Here is a 23,901-nt window from a genome sequence, read left to right as displayed (position 1 = left end):
TAATTAGAAAAGTATTGCAGGGGGCAAGCCCCCTGCGAGGGTACTGTCTACAACTTAACGTTTAGCTTTTCTTTTAGCTGGAGCTTTACGCTTGGCTGGTGCCTTTCTAGCGGTAGCCTTACGAGCTGGAGCCTTCTTCTTGGCAGCAGGTTTACGGGCAGTAGTCTTCTTCTTGGCAACTGTCTTCTTAGCAGCAGCTTTTTTAGCTGGCGCTTTTTTCTTGGCAGTTGTCTTTTTCTTGGCTACTGTCTTTTTCGCTGCAGCTTTTTTGGCGGGAGCCTTACGCTTTGCAGGTGCCTTTTTCTTGGCGGTAGTCTTTTTAGCTGCAACTTTTTTCTTCGCCGGTGCCTTTTTCTTGGCTACAGTCTTGCGAGCGGTAGTTTTCTTGGCAGTGGCCTTCTTTTTAGTTGCAGTTTTCTTGGCAGCAGGCTTTTTAGCAGTAGTTTTCTTGGCAGTAGCCTTAGCTTTCACTTTGGCTTTCTTTAAAGACTCTTTAGCCTTCTTTAACTGCTTATCAAGAGCTGCTACTTCTTTTTCCAGCTTTTTAACCGGATCAACCTTGCTGGCCACTTTTTTAGCAACAGTTTTTCTTACTGGCTTTTTAGCTGCGGCTTTTTTAGCGGCTGGTTTTCTAACTGCTTTTTTAGCAGCCGGTTTTCTAACAGCCTTTTTAGCGGCTGGCTTCCTTTTAGCTACAGGCATTAGTCGTCCCTCGTCATTGCCTTAATAAAGTACTTCTTGTACTTCCATTTAAAAGCTGAACAAAAAACATTCAGTTTTTAATACTAATAGAGTGCTTATCGCCATACTGCAAATTTTTTTATATATTTTTTTAATTTTTTTTCACGAAAATCTAAGACAGATTTCAAATAAAAAAAACGCACAAAAAAATAAAATATCATTTAAACCTTTTTTTCTCGAAGTTTTTAAAACTCAGCAAAGAAAAATATCTATTGCTATCTTAGATACTTTGCACAAATATAAAATTCTCCACTTTTTGCAGCGAATGACAATTACTGCATTATAAAAATTCATGAAGAGAGGGTTTATGAAGCTGAAAATTGCAACAGCAATCGTCATGACAAGCATCAGTTTGCATGCAAGTGCAGCTCTTGAAACTGAATCTGACAAACTCAGTTACAGTCTTGGTGCTTTAATGGCTGAACAGCTAAAACAGTTTGGAACAATAAACAGTGATGCACTGACAAAAGGGATAAGAGATACCCTGGAAGGTAAAGAAACAGAGCTAAGCAAACAGGAAATGCTTAAGGTTGTGGAAACAGCTCGTAAAGAAGATGAGAAAAAACAACAGGAGAAACTGGCAGAAGAAGCAAGAACCAACCTTGAGGCAGGGCAACAGTTTCTCAAGGAAAACGCCAGAAAACCAGGTGTTATAACCATGGATAATGGACTGCAGTATCGCATCATAAAAGAAGGTACTGGTGCAAAACCAAAAGAGAGCAGTGAAGTCACCGTTCACTATGAAGGAAAGCTTCTGGACGGTAAGATTTTCGACAGCTCCTATGAGCGTGGCCAGCCAGCAACGTTCCGGTTGAATCAGGTCATTCGTGGTTGGAATGAAGGCTTACAGGAAATGCCTGAAGGCTCTACCTGGGAGCTGTTTGTTCCTGCTGAGTTAGCTTACGGTCCCGGGGGGATTCCTGGAAGAATTGCACCTAACTCCATGCTGACATTTAAAGTTGAGCTGATGAAAGTAGGAAAAGAAGACAAGAAGAAGTAATTACCAGGCAGGGCGGTTTTCAGCCGACCCTGCTTTTTATTATCAGGAAACCATTTCCCTGTGTGATTCATGCAGCACTTCAATCAGTTTATCTTCCAGAGAAAAACGTTCTTCCAGAGCCTCACCCAACTCGGAAAGACTGGACTGCAGCTGAGCAACACTGCTCAGGTTTTCGCAATCATCATTAAAATCGAGACAAACCTGTGTGTTTTTTTCCAATTGAGGAATGATGCTTTTTGCCTGTTCAATACTGCCATCGTTAAACTCAAGGCCTTCCTGTACAAGCTGCTCATAGACTTCGAAATGCCCTGTTGAAACATAATCAACCAGGATCTGACACATTTCTTTCAGCTTGTTTGCAACAGGCCGCTTATCATCATGAAACTGATTAACTCCATTGACAGAGCAATAGAGAACTATCAATTCCTGACGGGCATTGAGCCAGCGATCAATAATCTCTGATACACCTCCCCAACGCTCTTTGGCCGATTTGCACCCCTCCAGCATGATCATTCCTCTTGGTTTGGATCTCATCTTGATAAACGGGATCACAGATGCGTCTGTTTAGGACGGCTTAGTTGCTAGGTTATGACAGTGAATTTTTTGCGGCAAGAGGTAATTTAAAAACAGGATGAAAATTTCCTGAATAATTCTGTATGAAAGTACCAATAAACTCTGTTTATAGGGAGTTCTGCAAGTTTTAAAAACAAATGCAGATAAAAACAAAAATAATAATTTGAAAATGTTATCTATGTTAAAGGAGTGATTTGGCTGCAACGCTACTCTGAGAATTAATTAATCAGTATTTGATTCAGTTTTTTGTCTGTAAATGAAGGCAGTCAGAGTGACTGCCCTGAGAAGATATCAATCAGTTTTTTTCAAAATAGTTCTTTAAAAACTCATCAAAATCACTGGTATCAGATGCTTCCAGCTGCTGCTGATCAATTAGAGACTCTTGTGCTAATTTTGTGAAATAAGCCTTTCGCTCTTCATTCATAGGCACTTTTGAAAAATCACCAGAGTATTTTTTCGATAGCTCTGTCAACCAGTCAATGTAACCCTGCTTGTTATCTTTCAATTCACGCAGCAGTTTTGCGGACGGAGTCTGTTCGACATCAGCCAGCTTTTCCAGCTGCACTGCCATGGCTGCAGTAAAGTCCGTTGTATCGTTGGCTTTGTCGAGCAACTCGGCAATCGGCATCATGTTGTCGATAAGCTGAGAGCCCCACTCTGGCAATGCAATGTCGCCCTGTTCACTTTGCAGCAGTAAACCAGGTTTACGGCCTTCAGCAACTGTTACAGCAAAGTTTGACGTCGCTCTGCGACATTCATCCCCAGCAATTTCCGGACTTTCATGGAGCGCACAGAAACTCAGGAACACATCCAGAAAGTGGGCATCAGTGGCTGATAGACCTAGCGGCTCAAATGGATTGATATCCATACAGCGAACTTCAATGTACTCAACACCCGCTCTTCTCAACGCATCCACTGGCTTTTCACCGCGACTGGCAACACGCTTTGGACGAATATTGCTGTAGTACTCGTTTTCGATCTGCAACACATTCGTGTTCAGCTGCAGATATTTGCCATCCTTTTTCACACCCAGAGCTTCATAAGGTTCATAAGGTGTACGGATCGCTTTCTCAAGACTGGAAACGTACTCCGGCAAGGTGTTGTAGCAGATATCCAGAGAGGATTGAGCGTTGTTGGTGTAACCTAGGTCACTCATTCTCAAAGAGGTCGCCCAGGGCAGAAACAGAGTTTTGTCATCCAGTTCCTCAAGGCCTGAATTGTTACCTTCCGGAACGAAGCTTTTATCTACAGCAGGAGAAGCACCAAACAAATACATCAACAACCAGGAGTATCGACGGAAGTTTCTGATCAGTGCCAGATAGCCCTCCGACTGAAAATCATCAAGAGAACTGCTTCCCTGTTGATTTGCCTGCAGTACTTCCCAGATCTCTTTAGGTAAAGAGAAGTTATAATGAATGCCGGCGATAGTCTGCATAGGCTTGCCATAACGATGAGCAAGGCCTTCGCGATAAACCGATTTCATCTTACCCGGGTTGGAAGAACCGTAGCGACCAATAGGGATTTTTTTATCGCCTTCAAGAATGGCTGGCATACTTCCAGCCCAGAGGTATTCACCTTCCATATTCCGGCAGGTGTGAGCGTGCAGCTCTTCCAGAAAGCCCAAGACATCATTCACTTTGCAATAGACCGGAGTGATAAACTCCAGCAGTGCTTCGGAATAATCAGTCGTAATATAAGGGTGGGTCAGGGTCTTACCCAGAGCTTCCGGATGTTCAGTTTGTGACAGCCGGGCATCGGGAGTAACACGCAAACCTTCGCGCTCAATTCCGTGTCGAATACCGCTGAACAATTTCTGATTGGACGTCTGCTGAAAAAGGTGCAAACGTTGCTCGTAAAGGCTAGTCAAAATACAGTTCCAAACCGTCGTTTTGGCAGAATATCTGCCGGACTATATAACGGAACTGCAAGGCTTGCATCTGTTACGACTGTCAAAGAAGGGTAAAGGGCAGAAAGAATGAGCGTGATCAAAATGACCACGCTCATGGGTCAGTTGTTACTTACGTAATTTTTTCGCATTGGCAAACAGGTCAGCAAAAGCACCAGAGGCTTTCTGGTTACCGCTGTTCTGACTGCTCTTCTGATTGCTGCGATTGTTGTTCTGATGCTGAGGTTTTCTACCACCACCGGAACGCTCACCACGAGGTTGTTGACGAGCTTCAGCCACTTCTTCAGCCTTATCCGTCATACGCATGGACAGGCCAATACGCTTACGCGGCGCATCAACCTCCATCACCTTAACCTTGACGATATCACCTGCTTTCACAACTTCTGCCGGGTCCTTGATGAACTCGTTGGACATTGCTGAGATGTGTACCAGACCATCCTGGTGAACGCCAACATCAACAAAGGCACCGAAGTTGGTTACGTTGGTTACTACACCTTCCAGTTCCATGTTGAGCTTCAGGTCGGAAATCTTCTCAACGCCTTCCTGGAATTCAGGTGCCTTGAACTCAGGACGAGGGTCACGACCCGGTTTATCCAGTTCCGAAATAATGTCAGTCACCGTTGGCAAACCAAACTTCTCATCGGTAAAGGTTTTTGGATCAAGCACTTTCAGGAAGGGAGAATCACCCATCAGGCCTTTCACTTCACGACCCGATTCAGACGCAATACGCTGAACCACAGGATAGGATTCCGGGTGAACTGCAGAAGCATCCAGCGGGTTTTCACCGTTCATAACACGCAGGAAGCCTGCCGCCTGCTCAAACGCTTTAGGGCCAAAACGTTCAACGTCTTTCAACGCAGCACGACTATTGAAAACGCCATTGCGATCACGGAAAGCGACAATGTTGTCTGCCAGTGTACGGTTCAGACCGGACACTCGAGTCAGCAGCGCGCTGGACGCGGTGTTCACATCAACGCCAACGGAGTTTACACAGTCTTCCACTACCGCTTCCAAAGAGCGTGACAGCTGAGTCTGACTAACATCATGCTGATACTGACCAACACCAATAGCTTTAGGCTCAATCTTCACCAGTTCTGCCAGTGGGTCCTGCAGACGACGAGCAATAGATACCGCACCACGAATGGATACGTCCAGATCAGGGAATTCACGGGCAGCCAGTTCAGATGCCGAGTAAACCGATGCACCCGCCTCACTGACAACAATCTTGGTCAGTCCCAGTTTTGGATAGGTACGCATCAGTTCAGCGACCAGTTTGTCGGTTTCGCGAGAAGCCGTACCGTTACCAATGCTGACCAGTTCAACCTTATGTGTCAGACACAGAGTGGCAATAACACCTAAGGACTCTTTCCACTTACGCTGAGGCGCATGAGGGTAGATGGTCGTGTGTTCCACCAACTTGCCAGTACCATCAACTACGGCGACCTTTGTGCCGGTGCGCAGACCAGGATCGAGACCCAGCGTTGGACGCAGACCAGCCGGAGCAGCCAGCAGCAGGTCTTTCATGTTTTTGGCAAATACCTTGATCGCCTCTTCTTCCGCACTTTCACGGACACGGGACATCAGGTCAGTTTCCAGCTGAGTCAGCAGCTTTACACGCCAGGTCCAGCGAACAGCGTCTTTCAGCCATTTATCAGCCGGACGACCTTCATCGGAAACCTTCCAGAAGTCGGCAACCACCATTTCACAAGGGTGACTTGCCAGACGGGATTCAGGTTCGTTTTCCAGCTTGATGCTGGCCTGAAGAACGCCTTCATTACGACCACGAAAAATCGCCAGAGCACGGTGAGACGGTGCAGTTTTTATTGGCTCATCGTGTTCGAAGTAGTCGCGGAACTTGGCGCCTTCTTCTTCCTTGCCTTCAACACCACGGCTGGTGAGAATACCTTCGTTCCAGAGCATGTCACGAAGCTTGCCCAGCAGTTCAGCGTTCTCACTGAAACGCTCCATGAGAATATAACGGGCACCTTCAAGTGCTGCCTTTACATCAGCCACACCTTTGCCGGCATCAACAAAGTCAGTAGCCGCTGTTTCAGGGTCTGTTTCCGGAGCATCAAACAGCTTGTCTGCCAGTGGCTCCAAACCTGCCTCACGGGCGATCTGCCCCTTGGTGCGACGCTTTGGCTTGTATGGCAGATAAAGATCTTCAAGACGGGTTTTGGTGTCAGCCGTCTTGATATCCCTTTCAAGTTCCGGTGTCAGCTTGTCCTGTTCCTTAATACTGTTCAGAACGGTTGCGCGACGATCTTCAAGTTCACGAAGGTATCTCAGACGCTCTTCCAGAGTTCGGAGCTGGGTATCATCCAGACCATCCGTTGCCTCTTTTCTATAGCGCGCAACAAAAGGAACTGTTGCACCATCGTCCAGCAAATTTACAGCACTGGTAACCTGTGCTGGACGTACATTTAGCTCTTCGGCGATACGCTGAAAGATGATTTCCATAAAACCCACTCGTTATCAGCTTGGAATATGTAAGTGTATAAACTCACGTAATCGAATACTAAGTTACTGTTTGACCGCCGAAAGCGGACAAGCAGCTTATGAATACGTATGCCCGAATATTTAAAATGTCTGATGTCATGTCACTGCATCAATAAAAACAGACTGACCGTACCGGATAATCGGCGCAAAACTGTGGTCTAAATTCTGTCCTGAAAAAATTCGGGCATGAAATTATACCGGATGAGCCCCACTGGCTGTAGCATAAACAATCTATGTCTACCCTGCAGGCGGCATCAGTTCTCATAAATACATTAAAAATGACTCACTGAATGAATACCAAACCAGCACTTTTCGCAATCATTCTTCTGATTTTCCAGCCGGGATTTGCTTCTGCATCTGACTGGGTTGCCGGCTTTGGTATGGAGGTACTGGTTACTACTGATGATCTTTCTGCAGATGATCCGGTCTACCTGGCAGGCTATGGCCTTGGCAACAGACCTGCTGAAACGATTCATGATGATGTATCCGTTCGATCACTGTATCTAAGCGATGGTACACAAAAAATTTTATTCGTCTCTCTGGATACCATCGGCTTCAGTCAGGACTTTGCAGAACAGGCAAGAATAGCTGTGACAAAAAGCACTGGTATCAAAACCGAAAACATTATTCTCTCTGCGACTCATACTCACAGCAGCATTGATATTCAAGGCATTTGGGGCAGTGTGACAGAGTCGCAACAGAAAAAATTGCTTAACAAAGTGGTTGGATCAGCCAAAGAAGCTTTCACTCATCAGCAACCTGTCACTTTAAAACTAAGCCGTTCCATGAAGGGAGAAGGACTTAATCGGCGTCATAAATCTGAGGGCATTATTTCCCAGATAACGGCAGTCCATATTGAAACGCCCGACAACAAACCCGTTGTTCTGTTGTTATCCTTCGGCTCTCACCCTGTAGTTTTAGACAAAGACAACCTTCAGGTCACTTCAGACTGGGTAGGTTTTGCCAGAAACAAACTGGAAACCGATCTGCAAACCAGAGTTCTTTTCATCAATGGCGTTCTCGGTGATGTGATCCCATTACCGGAGCATAAAAAACGTAATTTCGAAAACGCTCAGCTTTACGGTGACCAGATTGCCAGTCATGTGATTGCAGCGAAACAAGAAAATATAACCGAACTGAAAAGTAAGCTTTCATATTGCACCGAGCAGTTAAAGGTAGATGCTGAGAATCTGCAATTGGTAGGCCTTACAAAAACTTTGGGACAAGGTACCATTAGCTGGCCATCCACTTTCAGTACTCAGGTAACTTCTCGTGTTTCGGTCATAGTTTTGGGTTCACTGGTTCTGATAACGGTCCCCGGTGAACCTGTGACGGCGTTCGGCAGAGAGCTGATGGAAAAAGTTCAGAATCGTCCGGTTGCGGTTTTAGGATTGAGCCATGATTCGCTAGGCTACCTGATACCTGAAAATGATTTCGGGCTTGAGAATGCCACAGAGGAACCATTCTCCTTGTCCAGCAAGTTTGCTACACAGACCTCGACCGCTATTGATCGACTGATTGACCAGTGCTTAGGGCTTGTTCTCAATTAGCCACATTGAAAAATAACAATGAAAACAAAACCGATTGAAAAACCTGAACGCCCCGCTGATGACGATTGCTGCGGAGGAGGTTGTTCTCCCTGTGTATGGGATTTCTATCACGACCAGCTTGCACGTTGGCTGGATCAGCAGAACAAACCACAGCCGGTTCTGAAACAGGATGGAGATGAACAGTTGTATCGTTGACCAGAAGCAGTGTTTGCAAATCCCTGTATATCAACCATGCTTCCCTATATGGTTGTTTCAGGAAAATAAATGCGTCGACCTGTTCATATTTCCAAAAATACAATTATCCAATTTTTATTGATCAGCCTCTGGCTGGTCATTCCTTATATTTCTTATGCTGAACTGACTTTAAACCCGGACGCCAGCAGAAATTCGATTCTGAGCGCACTCCATAAAAAGCAGGCTTCCACCAATTCGGCAACCGACCATTTAATCAAGAAGTTGATTTCCAGGCATCCACCTTTACCAGGCCAACATATCCTCGGCATTGGTAACGCTCTGAGCAAAAACGCACTATTTATCGCAAAAGAATTTCATGTTTCAGTGGTTTCTATTGATATAGCTGCAAGCATTCAAGAGCAGATTTTTGATAGTGATGACAACTTTCACTTACCCGTGCGCTTCATCAATAAAAACAGCACTAATGTTTCGTTTTCAAACGAATCCTTTGATGCTGTATTCAGTTCAGACGACCTGATATATCTTGAAAACAAGGAGGATTTTCTCAATAAAGCCTATAACTGGTTAAAACCAGGTGGAAAAATTCTCTTCACGACGTTCTGTCTTGATAGTGACCCTTTGTCTGATAAAGCTAAAGATCAGTTTCAGCAAAGACACTATTACCCTAACAGCACCAGAGAACTGAAATCCCTGCTTAGAGTTACCGGTTTTGAAGAGATCACAACCCTAAACAGGGAAACGGAGATACTGCAGTTACTAAAATCCAGTCTCCGGCAATTAAGACAGCAGAGAAAAGAATTTCTAAAAACAAATTCAGAAGCTAACTACAAAGCTCTAACAGAAGGGTGGAAGGGTGATATTGAAAGAATCAAGAAGCAGCAACAAACATGGACAGTGTTTCAAGCTATAAAGCCCGGACAAGGTACCCTACACAAGGTCTTTGCACAGGGTACCTGAAGAGAGCACTAAACGTCAGTCAAGAACTGGACCAGCATCAACCAGAGTCTTGCCTTCTTCCGTATCAGTAAACTTATTGAAGTTAGTGATAAAACGGTCCGCTAGGTCACGAGCTTTCTTATCCCATTCAGACTTATCTGCATAGGTGTCCTGAGGGTTCAGGATGCCGTCAGATACACCGCTTACATGAGTTGGAACGTGCAGACCGAAGTATGGAACGGTCATGGTTTCAGTTTCATCGATGGAGTCATCCAAAATTGCATCGATGATGGCGCGAGTATCTTTGATAGAGATACGCTTGCCAGTACCGTTCCAACCGGTGTTAACCAGGTAAGCTGTAGCTCCATTGGCTTCCATCTTCTTCACCAGCTCCTGAGCATAACGCGTTGGATGTAAGCTCAGGAAAGCTGCACCAAAGCATGCAGAGAAAGTTGGTGTTGGTTCAGTGATACCACGCTCAGTCCCGGCCAGTTTAGCCGTGAAACCAGACAGGAAGTGATACTTAGTCTGTTCTGGTGTCAGCTTGGACACAGGAGGCAGAACACCAAAAGCATCAGCAGTCAGGAAGATAACCTTCTTGGCATGGCCTGCCTTGGAAACCGGCTTAACAATGTTTTCGATATGGTGAATCGGGTAGGAAACACGGGTGTTCTCGGTCTTTGAGTTATCGTCAAAGTCGATCACACCACCTTCACGAACAGTCACGTTTTCCAGCAGAGCATCCCGACGAATTGCCTCGTAGATTTCCGGCTCGTTTTCTTTACTCAACTTGATGGTCTTGGCGTAGCAGCCACCTTCAAAGTTGAAGACACCGTCATCATCCCAACCGTGTTCGTCATCACCAATCAGTGCACGCTTAGGATCTGCAGAAAGCGTAGTTTTACCGGTTCCGGACAGGCCGAAGAATACGGCCACATCGCCGTCTTTGCAGACGTTGGCAGAACAATGCATGGAAGCAATCCCTCGCAGTGGCAGCAGGTAGTTCATGATGGAGAACATACCCTTCTTCATTTCACCGCCGTACCAGGTACCACCGATTACCTGAACACGTTCAGTCAGATTGAAGGCAACGAAGTTTTCAGAGTTCAGACCCTGTTCTTTCCAGTTAGGGTTGGTGCACTTGGCACCGTTCATTACTACAAAGTCTGGTTCAAATACTGCCAGCTCTGCTTCAGATGGACGAATGAACATGTTTTTAACAAAGTGTGCCTGCCAGGCCACTTCAGTGATGAAACGTACACAAAGTCTTGTTTCTTTATTGGCACCACAGAAGCCATCAACCACAAACAGGCGCTTACCTGAAAGCTGATTAGTCACCAGAGATTTCAGATGTGTCCAGGTGTCCTGAGTGATGGCTTTGTTATCATTCTTGCCCTGATCTGCCCACCAGAGGGTATCGCGGGTCGTATCATCTTTAACGATGTACTTGTCTTTCGGGGAGCGGCCGGTGAAGATACCAGTATCAACAGATACTGCACCCAGCTCGGTTACTACACCTTTTTCATAGCCTTCCAGATCTGGCTTGGTTTCTTCCTCAAACAGCAGGTCATAGGAAGGATTGTAAACAATCTCAGCAACATCCTTGATGCCAAGGCCGGCCAGAGCTTCTGCACGCAGCTCACCCTTTGCTCTAACTTCAGTCATTTACAAGCTCTCCTAAGCTTTCTACAAAATCTTTGTGCGTCTTTGTGATTTTTTGGTATTAGATGTAGAGGCGCATATCATAGGGGATTAGGCGGCCCGAATAAACGCACTTTTAGTCATTTTTTTCCTGATTCTACAAATAACTTACACAGACAAACAAAACATCTCATGAGAGCAACGAAGCATTGTCCTATTCAGTCAGTTGCTTACACAACATTCAAACTGCCTAGAAAGTATCCATAAGGGCTGAATCTATTGAATTGCGCTTCTATAGCTCTTTCCTGACAGCAACTTAACAAGTTAATTATCTGAATATGTTGATTTCTGACAATATTTGAAACTATGCGTTTAAATGGCGATCAGGATCGGCAAAATACCGACCCTGAGAAGGGAATAGCTAGCTGCTCTAAAGAGGATCTGAAAGAGCTAACAACTGAACAATCAGTGAGTGCGCGGTTCATTGCCAGTAAAAATGTCAGCGACATCCTTACCCGTGAATACGTAGGTCTGGCTGCAGAACTGGCAGCCCATGGAAATTTCACCCTGCTCGACAACAATAGATTCAGCTTCTTCTTGCCCCAGGTTCTGGATGATCTGGGCACTACGCGGACGAGAGCAATTGCAGTTAAACTCTACTTTCTCACCATCAAACAGACGGGCACTTTCATCATGAAACAGTCGGGTCAGCAGAGTATGGTGATCAAGCTCCAGCATTTCCTGCTCAGTGACTGTTTTGGCCAGAACAGAAATTCGTTCCCATGTTTCAGCACGCACCTTCTCATCTTTTTCAAGATTCACTGGCAGAGCCTGCAGCAGCATGCCGGTAGCAGTTTCACCATTACTGGTCAGCCAGAATTCGGTAGCGAGCTGCTCAGACTGCTTGAAGTAATCATTCAAGCCTGCAGCAAGGGTTTCATGATGCAGAGGAACAATACCCTGATAGCGGTTACCTTTATGAGGATCGATCGTCATTATCAACTGACCGTTACCCAGCAAGCCCTGAAGACCTTTAGCCGTTAGCTTGTCCGTATTTTCTTCATCCCAGCGAGCCAACGCACGAAACGTTCTCTGATCGGAACATTCCACCATCAGCAGGGAGAGAGGACCTTCACCTTTAGCCTGAAGGCTCATTATGCCTTCAAACTTGAGAGTTGAGCTGAGCAGCACCGCTGCAGCCACCAGCTCGCCCAACAGGGCTTTGACATTGACCGGATAGTTATGAGCTGCAAGGGATGCAGCCAAACTTTCCTCCAGAGAAATAATCTCGCCCCGAATATCGGCGTTATCGAAAATAAATCGTTGGGCCAGGTCTTTATTGCTCATGCACGACTCTACTTGTTCACTGCCACAGACCCTGTAAATGATATAGACACAGATCCTCCACCTTTTGTAAGCAAAAGAGCTTGTGAATCCGCATGACTGCGCACTTATCAGAGTTTGGCTAAATTCAAAACAAGCCAGTATAGCGGCTTGCTTTGGAGAACTCATTTGTTGCTTCTACTGACCGATAAAAAGGCATTGGTTGAAAACAGGAATACTGAGCAATGTCATTTCCTCCACCTACAGGTCCCGGAGAGTCAGGAAGAGCCCCCTCCCCCATTACGGGCCCGAACGAGGACAATAAACCGGATAATGTGCCTGTTCGTAGACAGATTCCAAGGTCAGCTTATGGGGCTGACCATCACTCTTCCAGCCGACTTCAACAACGTACTGCCAAGCCAGTTTCACCTCAGCTTCAGGTAAATCCTGTTGCTCAGCTGGCACAACAGTATCAGCAGACGGGAAAAGTCGCGGCAGCAGAAAGTACAAAAGTTGAGTTTTTGGAAAGCATACCTGATTTAAAAAAGCTTCTGACAACCCCTGGTTTAAAAGCGGATAGTTTCCCCTTTGATATTCTATATTTTGACTCATCAGGTAATCCTATCTCTGTTTTGACTGGTCTGGATGGCCACCCCGATGCTGAAGCTATTAAGAAAAGCCTTCTCTCCAAACTGGATAATATTGAAAAGGGGAATACGGAAAATAAAGTACAGCACCTCAAAGCTAACAGAGACACCGCTCTTCATAACTTCGCCATAGCCAAACAGCAGCTTTCCAAATTTCAGAATCCGTTGCCTGCTCTCGATTTACAGCAAGCGATGATCTTTATCGATGACTCTATCTTTTCAACAAAAGCAGTAGAACCAACCAAAAGACATGCTCCTCATACTCAGAGAAAAACAGAACCTCACTTTGTTCTCAGCCCAAAACACCCTTCTCTGGATATTGATGAGAGTGCGCCACCTATTCCGTACACGCCCCCTTCTATTTCCAGAAAGCCAATGGCACCGCCCCCGATAAAAATAACTCCGGTCGACTTAAGCTATAGAAACATCAAGGCCGAACAGGGTGGCAGTAATGCACCTATCTTCCCCTCCGACAGAGAAATAAATGCGGGACAGACTCAAGGGTCTGTTGCATCAGTCAACTCCGGAACAGGTGACCTGTCCATCGGTGGCGACGGGATTAATGCAGCCTTTGCAAAAGAAATTGCTCGCCCTGATGAATACAAGGAACTCCATAATCAACTGATGGGCTTTGCCAGAAGATCAGACAACCCTTTGGTCCAAATGGGCGAAGACCAGCTTAAAGGAACGCCATTAAAGGCTATGTATGCTTTTTTCCCGAGACCTAAAGGAGAGGTGTACAAGGGAGACGGAATGGGTGCCGTATTCGTTGATGTAATTAAAGATAACCACCCGAATGGCTGTGCAGAAAACCAGGCTATGGTTTATGTTTCCCCACCAAAAGGAAGCCATTATAAAGATAAAGCAGCCTTTCTGAGCGCCGTATCAAAAACCGCCTTTGATATTCCAGCAACCGTTAACAATTATAATAAGCATGCTGAAAAAATCGGTAATTTACCTAAACTTGAGACCTTGAGAATGTGCGCTATCAGTAGCGGCCTATACCGCCACGACAAATGCTCGCAAGCAGAAGTAGAGGCTGCTGTTAGAAAAGGTATTGAGGCTTACAAAAGTCAGGTCAAAGACAACCTGATAAAAGAAATTCAACTCCCTCCACAGTTACAGACTAAATCTGCGTGAGAGGTTTGAAGTCATGAATATTCCACCAAAACCTCCAGGCCCTTCTTTCTCATCGACTTCAAAAAAGCAAGAGCATAAATCAGCCAAAGATTCGACAAAACCAGGACCATTAGAACCTAGTCAGACCTCCGGAAAGTCTATATCTGAAAGAAAAACAGTCACAAATAACACAACGTCATCAATACAACCTGAAGATTTGTCACCAGAAAAGCTACTCAGTGACTTCCAGTCATCAAGGTTAAGAAAAGAATCTCTTGAGCATCAGGTCTGCCTTGCCAGAGAAGCAGGCAATATCAGCCAGATTCTTCGCCATCAAAACCTTGGCGCTGCACCGCCCCATATTATTGTTATTCATATTGGTGGTTCAGGGGATATGACTAACGTTATTCCACCAGATTTAAGCATGCAGAATACAAAGAAATCAGCAGCACTCTGCAACACTCTGGCTGACACTTTTGCTTTAATCGATAAACACTTCACCGAGGATCAAAAAAGTCAGTTAACTGCAGACTTAAATAGTGCCAAAGAAAACCTCAGCAACATCGAAGCAAAACTGGCCGAGCACAACATTCCTTTACCCGGCAGGCCAAAGCCGGAAATGCGCTCAGCCCTGGCACTGGATCTTCTGAATAAGCTACGACCGCAAATCAGGCCTGACTCCATTCCGGTTGCTCCAGGAAGCGAACGACAAAAGCCGCTTACTTACTTTTCTGATCAAAGAGTACATGAAAGCCCAGAACCACTGAAAAAACCGCCCCGGGCAGAAGACCCTGTAACACCTTCGCCGTTAGTTTCTCACTCTTCAGCGCCAGCCAAATCGAAGAAAACAAGGGGGAAAAGAGTCCGTCAAAAAGACAGGCAACCCTCTCAGCAATCAAAAGAATCTCCAGTTAAAACACCCGAACCACAAAATAAACAGATAAAACTTACGGAAGCCTATAAAGCTGGCAGAGTAAAAATACAAACGGTGAACATAAATCCGTATGCAACGACTGAAGCACAAGAACCCACAGATAACCTTATTGGCAGAGCTACTCTGGCAAGAATTGGTAACAGCCCACTGGATACTCATGGGCTACCCAACCCACTTTCAAAGATTCCGGATATCGACCCCAGAATTGATACCACAGGCAAGCAGGCGTACGCCCATTCAGCTCGAAAAGCACTGCTTTTCCCTATTTTAATGAATTCAATGAAAGCTTGGCAGCACCCCGAAGCACTCTGCTATTCAGACCAGGTTATTCCTCTTTACCAACTTGGTTTGGCTGCTGCCACGCCGAACACCAGAGGAGTCCTTGAAAAAACAGGCTCAGCTGAACAACAAAAACTGATAACCGATATGCTGATCAATCTTGGTGATATCGATTCTGAGATATCCACGACTATTGCCACAGACATATCAGGCACCAACGATATTTTTGAGCATGCTGGCAATTCACCCATCGCTGCCAAACTTGTCAGGGATATTGAACGGCTGGAACGTATGAGGTTTATAACATCGCTCAATATTGAAGATCTGGAGTCATTTAAGCTAATCAAGCATCAGCTTGAACAAACTAATCAGTGGCCTTCAAATGAACAAGCTGTAAAACGGCACTTCTCAGATTTATGCGCGGGATGGCTATGCGGCTTACAGGAACAGGGGGAAATTGAGGTAGGTTGTAGCATCAAATTCAACAATGAAGTTATCGTTAATATTCCTCCCAAAGTAGCCCTGAATACCGCTTCAAAAGATAGCCTGCACTCAGTCTACACAACACAAAAAAACATTATGCTAAAACAACCTGCTCTGGCTTACTTCTCTCAGTTAAGCACTTTGCCAGACTAAGAGGCGGCATAAACCCCGGCAGGCTCCAAGGTTAATTACTCAATTTCAACTCGGATTTTAAAAGCTGATCAACCGAGATAGCACTGGCACTGTTTCGAAAGCGTTTCACAAAATCACTTTCCATAAGTTTTCTCGCCAGGCTGGCAAAAAACCTCATATGAGCATCAGGTGTATCAGCTTCTCTCACTGCCAGGATAAAAACAGTATCCACCAGGCTGTCATCCTGAGATTGCCACTGAATCGGTTTCGCCAGTTTGAGCACTGCAATAGAATGACTGTAGACAAGATCCGACCGACAGTGGGGTATAGCTATTCCATTACCTAGATTAGTTGATGATATGTCTTCCCTCTGCCAGATAGCTTCTTCAACTGAAGTACTGTCAGCTATACGACTATCCAGATAAAGCATATCCACCAGCTGCTTGATAGCCTCTTCTCTGGAAAGACAGTCATAATCAATACAAATAATAGAAGGGTCAAACAATGGCCGGGGAGCCAACTCGCTGTAAGTATTTTTAAGCAGTCCGGACACTTCACGATAATCTCTGGCAAACAGAGCTGAATCAAGCAACTTACGACACTGCTGGCTGTCGAGGTGGCTTATTCGTTCTTTTATAGCTCCAATCTGACTGCCTGACACGCTGATTTCATCCACACCCAAACCTACAAGAATGGGCAGCGTATTAATATCAGAGGCCATTTCTCCGCAAACCCCAATCCATTTATTTTTACTTCTTGCATCTTTTACTACTTTATCTAATAACCTCAGAAAAGCCGGTTGAAGGTAGTTATAGAGTTCGCCTATTCGATCGTTACAACGATCAGCTGCCAATACATATTGAGCAAGGTCATTACTGCCAATGCTGAAGAAATCTACATACTCAGACAGCTGATCAATAATCATACAGGCAGACGGTACTTCAACCATGATACCCAATCTGATTCTCCCAAACTGAGCACCTGCTAAGGTCATCTCCTGCTGTACTTCAGCAATAATCTTTCTCACCCAGACTACTTCAGAAACTGTAGTCACCATTGGAATCATCAAGCCGAGAGATTTGTTTCTGGATGCTTTCAGAATAGCTCTGACTTGCTCTTTAAAAACATCCAGAAACTCTGAATAAAGACGGACCGCTCTGAATCCGAGAAAAGGATTCTGCTCTTCAGGTAGCTCAAAGTAGTCAACCGGCTTATCTGCACCGACATCAATAGTCCGAATAATGACCGGCCTGTCTTCAGCAACATCTACCACCGCTTCATATACATCATGTTGTTCATTCATATCCGGAGCACAGGTTCGCTCCATAAACATCATCTCTGTTCTAAACAGACCAACACCTTCAGCGCCCGAAGCAAATGCCTGAACAGCATCGTCCAGCCCAATAATATTAGCTCCGACCTCGAGCCTTTTCTGATCTGCTGTTTTGGCTTTTCTGTGGATAAATGGCTGATACTTTTTTTCTAACTTTTGCTGTCTCCGAGCTTCCTGCAAATAATAGCGATCTACTTTCTCTGAAGGGTCTGAAATCAAAACCCCAAGCTTGGCATCCAGAATCACCCGCTCTGCATTTTTCATCAGGCTTCTGGCACCTTCAACACCAACAATGACAGGGATACCTCGTGCCTGTGCCAGCAACACGGTATGGGATGCCTTACCGCCATTTTCCAGTACGAGTCCCGTTAGATATTTTTTATCAAGTGCCAGAAACTGACTAGGTGTCAGGTTATCAGCCAGACAGATACTGGGAGCGGTGAGGCTATCTGTTTTTTCGCAGGTGAGATTGCAGGTCAGATGCAGTAGTTGGTCACACAAATCCTGAATATCCAGAACCCTGTCTCTGAGGTAACTGCTTTCCGCCGCTTCCAATCGCAAGGAGTAGTACTGCAGGGTTTTTTTAATACTCTCTGATGCTGCCCAACCTTCACTGATGTAATTGAGTAATCTGGATTTAAACTCCTGATCACTCGCCAACATGACATGGGCATTGAGGATGGATTTCTCTGTATCCAGCTCAGCAACCGACATGTTTGCCCGGATGTTAGCAAGTAACTGCTCCAGGGCACCAAGCAGCTTCATTCTTTCGCCAGAAATACCTGTATAAGCAGTGTTGTCTCTATTCGAATAAAGTTTGTGTTCACTCAGGCAGAACGGTATACCCTCAACCCAGTCGCTGCCTATTGAGTGCCCGACACAATGATTAATATTTAGATTTCTGAGAGAAGGCGGCAGGGTGGGAACATTATCTGCAATCAGCACTTCTGCATCAAAATGCTGCAATTCCCTCAGAACAAATCGTTGCAGCTTTTTCAACGCTACCTGGGCATCAGAACCTTCAACTCTGACTTTGCAGGTGTCCCTGTATGCTATATCTGCTGCGATAAGAGAAAGAGCACTGTCCAGGCTGGCCTTGAAACCAGTCCTGAGATTTTCGAGTTCCATTACTGCATCGAACTCTTCGGCAAGTGCTACCAGTGCGCTGGCAGGCCTTGCATGTAATCCGTGTACCAATTCACAGGTAAAGACCAGCTCCTTACAGCTCATTCGCCCGCTCACCCTCGTTCCAATAACTCAAAAAGGTTGTAGTCAGTTGCCAAGCTGGTCGAGCACAGCATTCGGATTTCTGATTGCTTCAGCAACCGGTACCTTAATCACACGAAGATGGCTGAATCGTTCTTCACCATCGACCGTAATATCGACAGCGAGAACAGCAACGTCGGCACCTTGAAGATCATCTGAGGTAATCTGGTTTTCGACTCCCATAGCTCCCTGAGTTTCAACCTTTATTTCATGACCCTGATTATGAGCGGCTTCTTTCAGTTTTTCTGCTGCCATATAGGTATGTGCAATACCGGTTGGGCATGCTGTAACAGCTACTATCTTCACTTGTCCGAACCTCCTGTACATCTTTTATCTGTCTGCCTGCTCCTGGCACTTACATCCTGCTTTGTTCATTGTTTTTTCTTGGTGTTTCCTGCCTTGAAAGTTTCAAGGCAATAAGCTGACCCATTGCAGTACTGTGCATTCAGAGACAAGGCTAGTAGAAGATATTGAATGTGGAAAATATCAATCAATAAATTTTTTTATATGAGTTGGAAAAACACTGAACTATAACCGCACAGCCTTACATCACTACTACTTCGACAAAGCATTATTTTACGTGACAAGGCATCCCAAAAGTCAGGAACAGTGATGTAGCTTTCAAAATTGGAAAAACCTCGTTAAATACAGCTTTTTCTGCAACTCGTGCAACTGGTCATAGGGTTTGTATTTGTGGTAAAAAGGTGCGGTAGTCCAACTTCTGAATCTGTATAAAACAGAATGCTGAGCAACCCAGCCACTGATTCAGGATCCGGACTAATGACAATAACGGATCGTCTGGTGAAAACCGGAAGTTAATTTGATCAGAAACAGTATTGGTGCAAAGGTGCTGACCAGTAAATAAATACGGTCATAGCCAGCATGCTGCCGTAAAGTTAGCTTGCTGCTGTAATGTCAACGCACTCAAGCCTTGGAGACTGGATCATCAGACCTTTAAGCAAGAGTATGATCCATACCAAAACATCATTGTTATTTAAAGGTGTAAGAGAGTATTCGAAGCCATATCAGAGCAGCTTCGAGTAAGCGGACAACATCTATGGACGAAAGCATGAATAATCTAAAAGTCATGGTCATTGATGACAGTAAGACCATCCGCAGAACCGCAGAAACACTGCTAAAGAAAGCTGGTTGTGATGTTGTAACAGCAACTGACGGTTTTGATGCTCTGGCTAAAATTGCTGATAATCAGCCCAATATCATTTTTGTCGATATTATGATGCCGCGCCTGGACGGATACCAGACCTGCGCACTGATCAAGAACAATCAGTCTTATAAACAGACGCCTGTCATCATGCTTTCCAGCAAAGACGGACTGTTTGACCGAGCCAAGGGCCGGGTTGTTGGCTCAGATCACTACCTGACAAAGCCATTCAGCAGAGACGAACTGCTCGGTGCGATCAGGAATTACTGTCCGGCAGTGGCATAATATCGGTTAACAATCCTGCTTAAGCTGATACGATAGTACTCTTAGCATTTTATCGCTCTGTCAGAGTAAGCAATAACAAATTACTGCAGAACAACCATAAAGTCAGGCGTCGAATGTCGGACAGCAGCAGTAAACGGGGGATTTCTTTTTTTTATGGCCAATATACTCGTTGTAGATGACTCTCCAACCGAACTGTTCCAACTGAAAGGCATGCTGGAAAAGCACGGTCACAGTGTTCTAACTGCAGAAAATGGTGCCGACGGTGTCGCTCTCTGCCGTGCTGAACGCCCTGATCTCGTACTCATGGACATTGTTATGCCTGGTCTTAATGGTTTTCAGGCCACAAGACAGTTGTCTAAAGGCGCTGATACTTCACATATTCCAGTCATTATTGTCACCACAAAAGATCAGGAAACCGATCGGGTTTGGGGTATGCGACAGGGTGCCAGGGATTACCTGACCAAGCCAATCAAGGAAGACACTCTGATTGAGACGCTTGGTAGTGTATTGACCGTAGAGTCCGCCTGAACCGTTTAACGGTTTGCGTGGAGTCAGGCAGGCAATGTTTCGCCGTCAATTCCTGGAAACACTACTCACATGAATACAAATGGACAAGCAGCTCCGGCAATGCCGTTTGAGCATTTGCAGCAACTGCAGCAAGAAGCTCGGAGTAACCGTTTCAGCCTGCCTGAAAAGCAGAGTGAAGATAAACACTGGAGTGGTGTCAGCTTTACTCTGAATGATCAGCGCTTCGCTGTTCAAATCGGTGAAGTATTGGAAATACTGCCGGTTCCGGATACAACACCATTGCCGGGAGTTCAGCCCTGGGCCAAGGGTGTTGCTAATGTTCGGGGGCGCTTGCTTCCCATCATTGATCTGGGAGAGTTCCTTGGCAGCAAGCGAAGTGCTAACAAATCAGTGAACCGCATTATGGTCATTGAGCAAACCGAACTGGCTGCAGGGCTCATTGTAGATGAAGTTCAGGGAATGGTTCATTTCTCTGCCAGTAATTTCAGTGAAAAACTCCCAGTAGACTTACCTGATGTCGTACAGCCATTCTCAACAGGCTCTTACCTCCATCAGGATATTTTATATTCGGTATTCAGCACTGAACTTTTGACCATGAACCCCCGCTTTCTAAAAGCGGCAATAGACAAATTTTAAATACAGCGAGCATTCAAAGAAGTCTCCGGGGACCCAACAATGAAAGGCAACACCGCAAAAAAAGCCCAGGGAACAGGGGCAAATCGGGGCATAATAGCCTCGATCACCCTGTTGATCGTCTCTCTCGTCATTATTGCTGGCTCGTTCACTTATATAAGTCAGCAGAACACATTGGATCAGGTTCACCTGACTGATGCAGGCGAACTTCGCGTACTCTCGCAGCGTATTGCGACCAGTGCGTCCGAGGCATCAGCAGGTAAGGAAGAAGCCTTCTCCCTGCTTCGTGAAGCTCGTAACGAATTTGATAAGCGTTTTAACACTCTGAAGAGTTCCAAACTCTCTGTACTTCCAGCGTTAAGCCCTGGCGACAAAGCAGTAGCCGCACAAATCGAAACTCTGGATGCATCCTGGTCGGCACTTAAAATAGAAGCAGATAACATTCTGGCTTCTGAAGAGACCGTACTGACCCTGCACGACGTAGCGATAACCTTGGGTGAGACCATCCCTCAGCTGCAGATTGAATACGATGAAGTCGTAGAGATCCTGCTGCAGAACGAAGCACCAAGCGACCAGATCGCACTAGCCCAGCGTCAGCCATGGCTTGCAGAACGTATTGTTCGAAGCGTATCGAAAGTACTGGAAGGTGGTGAAGACTCCATCATGGCGGCAGACAGCTTTGGTCGAGATGCCAAACTGTTTGGACGAGTATTGAACGGTATGCTGGAAGGTAACCTGGCCATGAGAATCAGTCAGGTAACCGACGAAGAGGCGACTGATCGTCTGGCTGAAATCCTCGACCTGTTTGGCTTCGTAGAAGGCAGCGTAGACGAGATTCTGGAAACCTCTCCGGAACTGTTCCAGGTACGTGCGGCATCTGACCAGATCTTTACCGACTCCCAGCAACTGCTACAACAGACCTCTATTCTGGTAGACACTTTCGAGCGTGCTACTGAACAGCGTCTGGTAAACAACACCGTCAACATCATTGCCGGTATCATCGCTTTGCTGGCTCTGCTGTATATTGCGATCAGTATCGTACGGGAAGCCAACGCCCGTCTGGCTGAAACAGCAGCCCAGAACGAAGCCAATCAGACTGCGATCCTGCGTCTACTGGACGAAATGGCCGACCTTGCGGACGGTGACTTAACCGTACAGGCGACAGTAACCGAAGACTTTACCGGCGCTATCGCTGACTCCATCAACTTCTCTATCGAACAGCTCCGTGCGCTGGTTAACACCATCAACCAGACTGCGGTAGAAGTAGATACCTCGGCTCAGGATACCCAGACAAACGCCAAACAACTGGCCGAAGCTGCCAGTCACCAGGCCGAAGAAATCAGCTTTACGACCCAGGCTGTTAACGAGATGACCCAGTCTATGAACCGGGTATCCGAACAAGCCTCTGAGTCAGCACAGGTAGCAGAACGTTCAGTAGAAATTGCTGAAACCGGTGGCCAGGTAGTACGTAACACCATCGACGGCATGGACACTATCCGTGAGCAGATTCAGGATACTTCCAAACGAATCAAGCGACTGGGTGAATCTTCCCAGGAGATCGGTGACATCATCGCACTGATCAACGACATCGCCGACCAGACCAACATTCTGTCCCTGAACGCCGCCATCCAGGCGTCCATGGCTGGTGAAGCCGGTCGAGGCTTCGCAGTAGTAGCGGACGAGGTACAGCGACTGGCGGAACGTGTATCCGGTGCAACCAAGCAGATTGAAGCACTGGTATCCACCATCCAGACCGATACCAACGAAGCCGTTATCTCCATGGAACAGACCACCACCGAGGTAGTAACCGGTGCCAAGCTGGCACAGGATGCGGGTGTTGCTCTGGAAGAGATTGAGCAAGTATCCAGTAGTCTGGCTGGCTTGATCCGTCACATTTCCGAAACGGCACAACGCCAGACAGTATCTGCCGGTCAGGTTGCACAACGTATGACCACTATCCGGGACATCACGACCCAGACCACTTCCAGCACCACAGCCACTGCCAGCTCGGTAGGTAATCTGGCTGAGATGGCTCTGGAAATGCGTCAGTCTGTATCCGGTTTCCGTCTGCCTGCTCCCAGAGATGAGGCAAGCCAGATAGACGAAGAAACAACCCCTGCCTGATACCAGATGGCGGACTGAAACGTCCGCCACTTGCTTTTACAGGCAGCCATGGTCGTATCTCAGGACAAGATGATGAAGGCTAGGTTTTACAGGCCAGTTTATACAGGTCTCTTTCCACAAGATGTATACCGCCTTCATTACAGCTATAAGATGATGGGAGCCTTTAATGGCTGAACAACAGGATTACACCGGCCTGGACTGGGTTAGGGAAGAAATAGAGAACACGCTTGCTGAAGCTCGTCAGGCTCTTGAACTCTATCAAGACGACGTCGTTAACCCTGCTCACCTGTCTGCCTGCCAGACCGCTTTTCGGCAGGTGTTTGGTGCCCTGAAAATGCTGAATCAGGAGGGCTCTTCGCAACTGTGTCAGGACATGATTCGTCTCACCGACGCCCTTGTCGATAATACAGCCTCCGATCGTCAGCAATCCCTCGAAAATTTAATGCTGGGTGTATTGCAACTCCCCGCTTATATTCAGCAGACCATAAACAGCGGTATTGATCAGCCATTATCAATACTGCCGTTGATCAACGACCTGAGAAAACTACGCGGCGTTGACTCTCTTTCTGAAGCTGTTTTCTTTCATCCCGACATTTCTTTTTCTGCCGAGTC

Annotated in this window: 18 protein-coding genes; 10 read left to right on the top strand and 8 right to left on the bottom strand. The window is 46.1% G+C overall.

Translation table 11 applies throughout. The features are described from left to right. Positions 1 to 54 precede the first annotated feature (54 nt). The gene (locus EOPP23_RS00995; protein WP_153764114.1) at positions 55 to 702 is read right to left on the bottom strand and encodes a histone H1; all 648 of its coding nucleotides are present in this window, start codon (positions 700 to 702) and stop codon (positions 55 to 57) included. Between the two features lie 346 nt (positions 703 to 1,048). Here EOPP23_RS00995 and EOPP23_RS00990 point away from each other — a divergent pair, with 346 nt between their 5' ends. Then, positions 1,049 to 1,741, top strand: coding sequence for an FKBP-type peptidyl-prolyl cis-trans isomerase (locus EOPP23_RS00990; protein WP_194842447.1), 693 nt, complete (start codon positions 1,049 to 1,051; stop codon positions 1,739 to 1,741). Between the two features lie 42 nt (positions 1,742 to 1,783). Here the strand turns inward: EOPP23_RS00990 and rsd are convergent, their stop codons facing one another. The 3 genes from rsd to EOPP23_RS00975 all read right to left on the bottom strand — a co-directional run bounded on the left by rsd (position 1,784) and on the right by EOPP23_RS00975 (position 6,680). Beyond that, the gene (gene rsd / locus EOPP23_RS00985; RefSeq protein ID WP_153764293.1) at positions 1,784 to 2,248 is read right to left on the bottom strand and encodes a sigma D regulator; all 465 of its coding nucleotides are present in this window, start codon (positions 2,246 to 2,248) and stop codon (positions 1,784 to 1,786) included. A 361-nt stretch (positions 2,249 to 2,609) separates the two neighbouring features. After that, positions 2,610 to 4,181 (bottom strand): glutamate--cysteine ligase, encoded by a 1,572-nt coding sequence (gshA, locus tag EOPP23_RS00980; RefSeq protein ID WP_153764112.1) that lies wholly within the window; start codon positions 4,179 to 4,181, stop codon positions 2,610 to 2,612. Between the two features lie 147 nt (positions 4,182 to 4,328). Next, positions 4,329 to 6,680 carry a Tex family protein gene (locus EOPP23_RS00975; RefSeq protein WP_153764111.1) on the bottom strand — a complete coding sequence of 784 codons (2,352 nt, stop codon included), beginning with the start codon at positions 6,678 to 6,680 and terminating at the stop codon, positions 4,329 to 4,331. 329 nt (positions 6,681 to 7,009) lie between these two features. On the opposite strand from EOPP23_RS00975, the gene EOPP23_RS00970 reads away from it, so the two are divergent. From EOPP23_RS00970 to EOPP23_RS00960, 3 genes are all read left to right on the top strand, one after another. Then, positions 7,010 to 8,269 (top strand): hypothetical protein, encoded by a 1,260-nt coding sequence (locus tag EOPP23_RS00970; protein ID WP_153764110.1) that lies wholly within the window; start codon positions 7,010 to 7,012, stop codon positions 8,267 to 8,269. A gap of 18 nt (positions 8,270 to 8,287) precedes the next feature. Next, on the top strand, positions 8,288 to 8,464 hold the full coding sequence (locus tag EOPP23_RS00965; protein ID WP_153764109.1) for an oxidoreductase-like domain-containing protein: 177 nt from the start codon (positions 8,288 to 8,290) through the stop codon (positions 8,462 to 8,464). Positions 8,465 to 8,533: 69 nt separating this feature from the next. Continuing rightward, entirely contained in the window at positions 8,534 to 9,421 is an 888-nt protein-coding gene (locus tag EOPP23_RS00960) for a methyltransferase domain-containing protein (protein ID WP_153764108.1), read from the top strand. A gap of 15 nt (positions 9,422 to 9,436) precedes the next feature. Here EOPP23_RS00960 and pckA read toward each other — a convergent pair whose 3' ends face one another. Both pckA and hslO read right to left on the bottom strand, forming a co-directional pair. Next, positions 9,437 to 11,065, bottom strand: coding sequence for a phosphoenolpyruvate carboxykinase (ATP) (gene pckA / locus EOPP23_RS00955; RefSeq protein WP_153764107.1), 1,629 nt, complete (start codon positions 11,063 to 11,065; stop codon positions 9,437 to 9,439). A 441-nt stretch (positions 11,066 to 11,506) separates the two neighbouring features. Then, positions 11,507 to 12,388 carry an Hsp33 family molecular chaperone HslO gene (gene hslO / locus EOPP23_RS00950; RefSeq protein ID WP_153764106.1) on the bottom strand — a complete coding sequence of 294 codons (882 nt, stop codon included), beginning with the start codon at positions 12,386 to 12,388 and terminating at the stop codon, positions 11,507 to 11,509. Positions 12,389 to 12,609: 221 nt separating this feature from the next. Between hslO and EOPP23_RS00945 the strand changes: the two genes are divergently transcribed. Beyond that, the gene (locus tag EOPP23_RS00945) at positions 12,610 to 14,151 is read left to right on the top strand and encodes a hypothetical protein (RefSeq protein ID WP_153764105.1); all 1,542 of its coding nucleotides are present in this window, start codon (positions 12,610 to 12,612) and stop codon (positions 14,149 to 14,151) included. A gap of 13 nt (positions 14,152 to 14,164) precedes the next feature. Then, entirely contained in the window at positions 14,165 to 15,979 is a 1,815-nt protein-coding gene (locus EOPP23_RS00940; protein ID WP_153764104.1) for a hypothetical protein, read from the top strand. A 31-nt stretch (positions 15,980 to 16,010) separates the two neighbouring features. Here EOPP23_RS00940 and ptsP read toward each other — a convergent pair whose 3' ends face one another. Beyond that, positions 16,011 to 18,521, bottom strand: coding sequence for a phosphoenolpyruvate--protein phosphotransferase (ptsP, locus tag EOPP23_RS00935; RefSeq protein WP_153764103.1), 2,511 nt, complete (start codon positions 18,519 to 18,521; stop codon positions 16,011 to 16,013). A gap of 42 nt (positions 18,522 to 18,563) precedes the next feature. Further along, on the bottom strand, positions 18,564 to 18,863 hold the full coding sequence (locus tag EOPP23_RS00930) for a PTS fructose transporter subunit IIB (protein WP_370514572.1): 300 nt from the start codon (positions 18,861 to 18,863) through the stop codon (positions 18,564 to 18,566). A gap of 751 nt (positions 18,864 to 19,614) precedes the next feature. Here EOPP23_RS00930 and pilG point away from each other — a divergent pair. From pilG to EOPP23_RS00910, 4 genes are all read left to right on the top strand, one after another. Further along, the gene (gene pilG / locus EOPP23_RS00925) at positions 19,615 to 20,004 is read left to right on the top strand and encodes a twitching motility response regulator PilG (protein ID WP_153764101.1); all 390 of its coding nucleotides are present in this window, start codon (positions 19,615 to 19,617) and stop codon (positions 20,002 to 20,004) included. Between the two features lie 153 nt (positions 20,005 to 20,157). Then, positions 20,158 to 20,532: a twitching motility response regulator PilH gene (gene pilH / locus EOPP23_RS00920; protein ID WP_153764100.1), complete on the top strand. Its 375-nt coding sequence runs from the start codon at positions 20,158 to 20,160 to the stop codon at positions 20,530 to 20,532. 69 nt (positions 20,533 to 20,601) lie between these two features. Next, positions 20,602 to 21,168: a chemotaxis protein CheW gene (locus tag EOPP23_RS00915; protein ID WP_153764099.1), complete on the top strand. Its 567-nt coding sequence runs from the start codon at positions 20,602 to 20,604 to the stop codon at positions 21,166 to 21,168. Positions 21,169 to 21,207: 39 nt separating this feature from the next. After that, positions 21,208 to 23,289: a methyl-accepting chemotaxis protein gene (locus EOPP23_RS00910; protein WP_153764098.1), complete on the top strand. Its 2,082-nt coding sequence runs from the start codon at positions 21,208 to 21,210 to the stop codon at positions 23,287 to 23,289. Positions 23,290 to 23,901: the final 612 nt, after the last annotated feature.

Source organism: Endozoicomonas sp. OPT23 (assembly GCF_009653635.1).
GTDB lineage: Bacteria > Pseudomonadota > Gammaproteobacteria > Pseudomonadales > Endozoicomonadaceae > Endozoicomonas_A.
The sequence above is the reverse complement of the archived record's forward strand: the minus strand, read 5'-3'. Positions and strand labels throughout refer to the sequence as shown.

Coding starts and splice junctions, on each gene's coding strand:
- EOPP23_RS00995 (WP_153764114.1), bottom strand. CDS start 702: ATGCCTGTAGCTAAAAGGAAGCCAGCCGCTAAAAAGGCTGTTAGAAAA.
- EOPP23_RS00990 (WP_194842447.1), top strand. CDS start 1,049: ATGAAGCTGAAAATTGCAACAGCAATCGTCATGACAAGCATCAGTTTG.
- rsd (WP_153764293.1), bottom strand. CDS start 2,248: ATGCTGGAGGGGTGCAAATCGGCCAAAGAGCGTTGGGGAGGTGTATCA.
- EOPP23_RS00975 (WP_153764111.1), bottom strand. CDS start 6,680: ATGGAAATCATCTTTCAGCGTATCGCCGAAGAGCTAAATGTACGTCCA.
- EOPP23_RS00970 (WP_153764110.1), top strand. CDS start 7,010: ATGAATACCAAACCAGCACTTTTCGCAATCATTCTTCTGATTTTCCAG.
- EOPP23_RS00965 (WP_153764109.1), top strand. CDS start 8,288: ATGAAAACAAAACCGATTGAAAAACCTGAACGCCCCGCTGATGACGAT.
- EOPP23_RS00960 (WP_153764108.1), top strand. CDS start 8,534: ATGCGTCGACCTGTTCATATTTCCAAAAATACAATTATCCAATTTTTA.
- pckA (WP_153764107.1), bottom strand. CDS start 11,065: ATGACTGAAGTTAGAGCAAAGGGTGAGCTGCGTGCAGAAGCTCTGGCC.
- hslO (WP_153764106.1), bottom strand. CDS start 12,388: ATGAGCAATAAAGACCTGGCCCAACGATTTATTTTCGATAACGCCGAT.
- EOPP23_RS00945 (WP_153764105.1), top strand. CDS start 12,610: ATGTCATTTCCTCCACCTACAGGTCCCGGAGAGTCAGGAAGAGCCCCC.
- EOPP23_RS00940 (WP_153764104.1), top strand. CDS start 14,165: ATGAATATTCCACCAAAACCTCCAGGCCCTTCTTTCTCATCGACTTCA.
- ptsP (WP_153764103.1), bottom strand. CDS start 18,521: ATGAGCTGTAAGGAGCTGGTCTTTACCTGTGAATTGGTACACGGATTA.
- pilG (WP_153764101.1), top strand. CDS start 19,615: ATGGACGAAAGCATGAATAATCTAAAAGTCATGGTCATTGATGACAGT.
- pilH (WP_153764100.1), top strand. CDS start 20,158: ATGGCCAATATACTCGTTGTAGATGACTCTCCAACCGAACTGTTCCAA.
- EOPP23_RS00915 (WP_153764099.1), top strand. CDS start 20,602: ATGAATACAAATGGACAAGCAGCTCCGGCAATGCCGTTTGAGCATTTG.
- EOPP23_RS00910 (WP_153764098.1), top strand. CDS start 21,208: ATGAAAGGCAACACCGCAAAAAAAGCCCAGGGAACAGGGGCAAATCGG.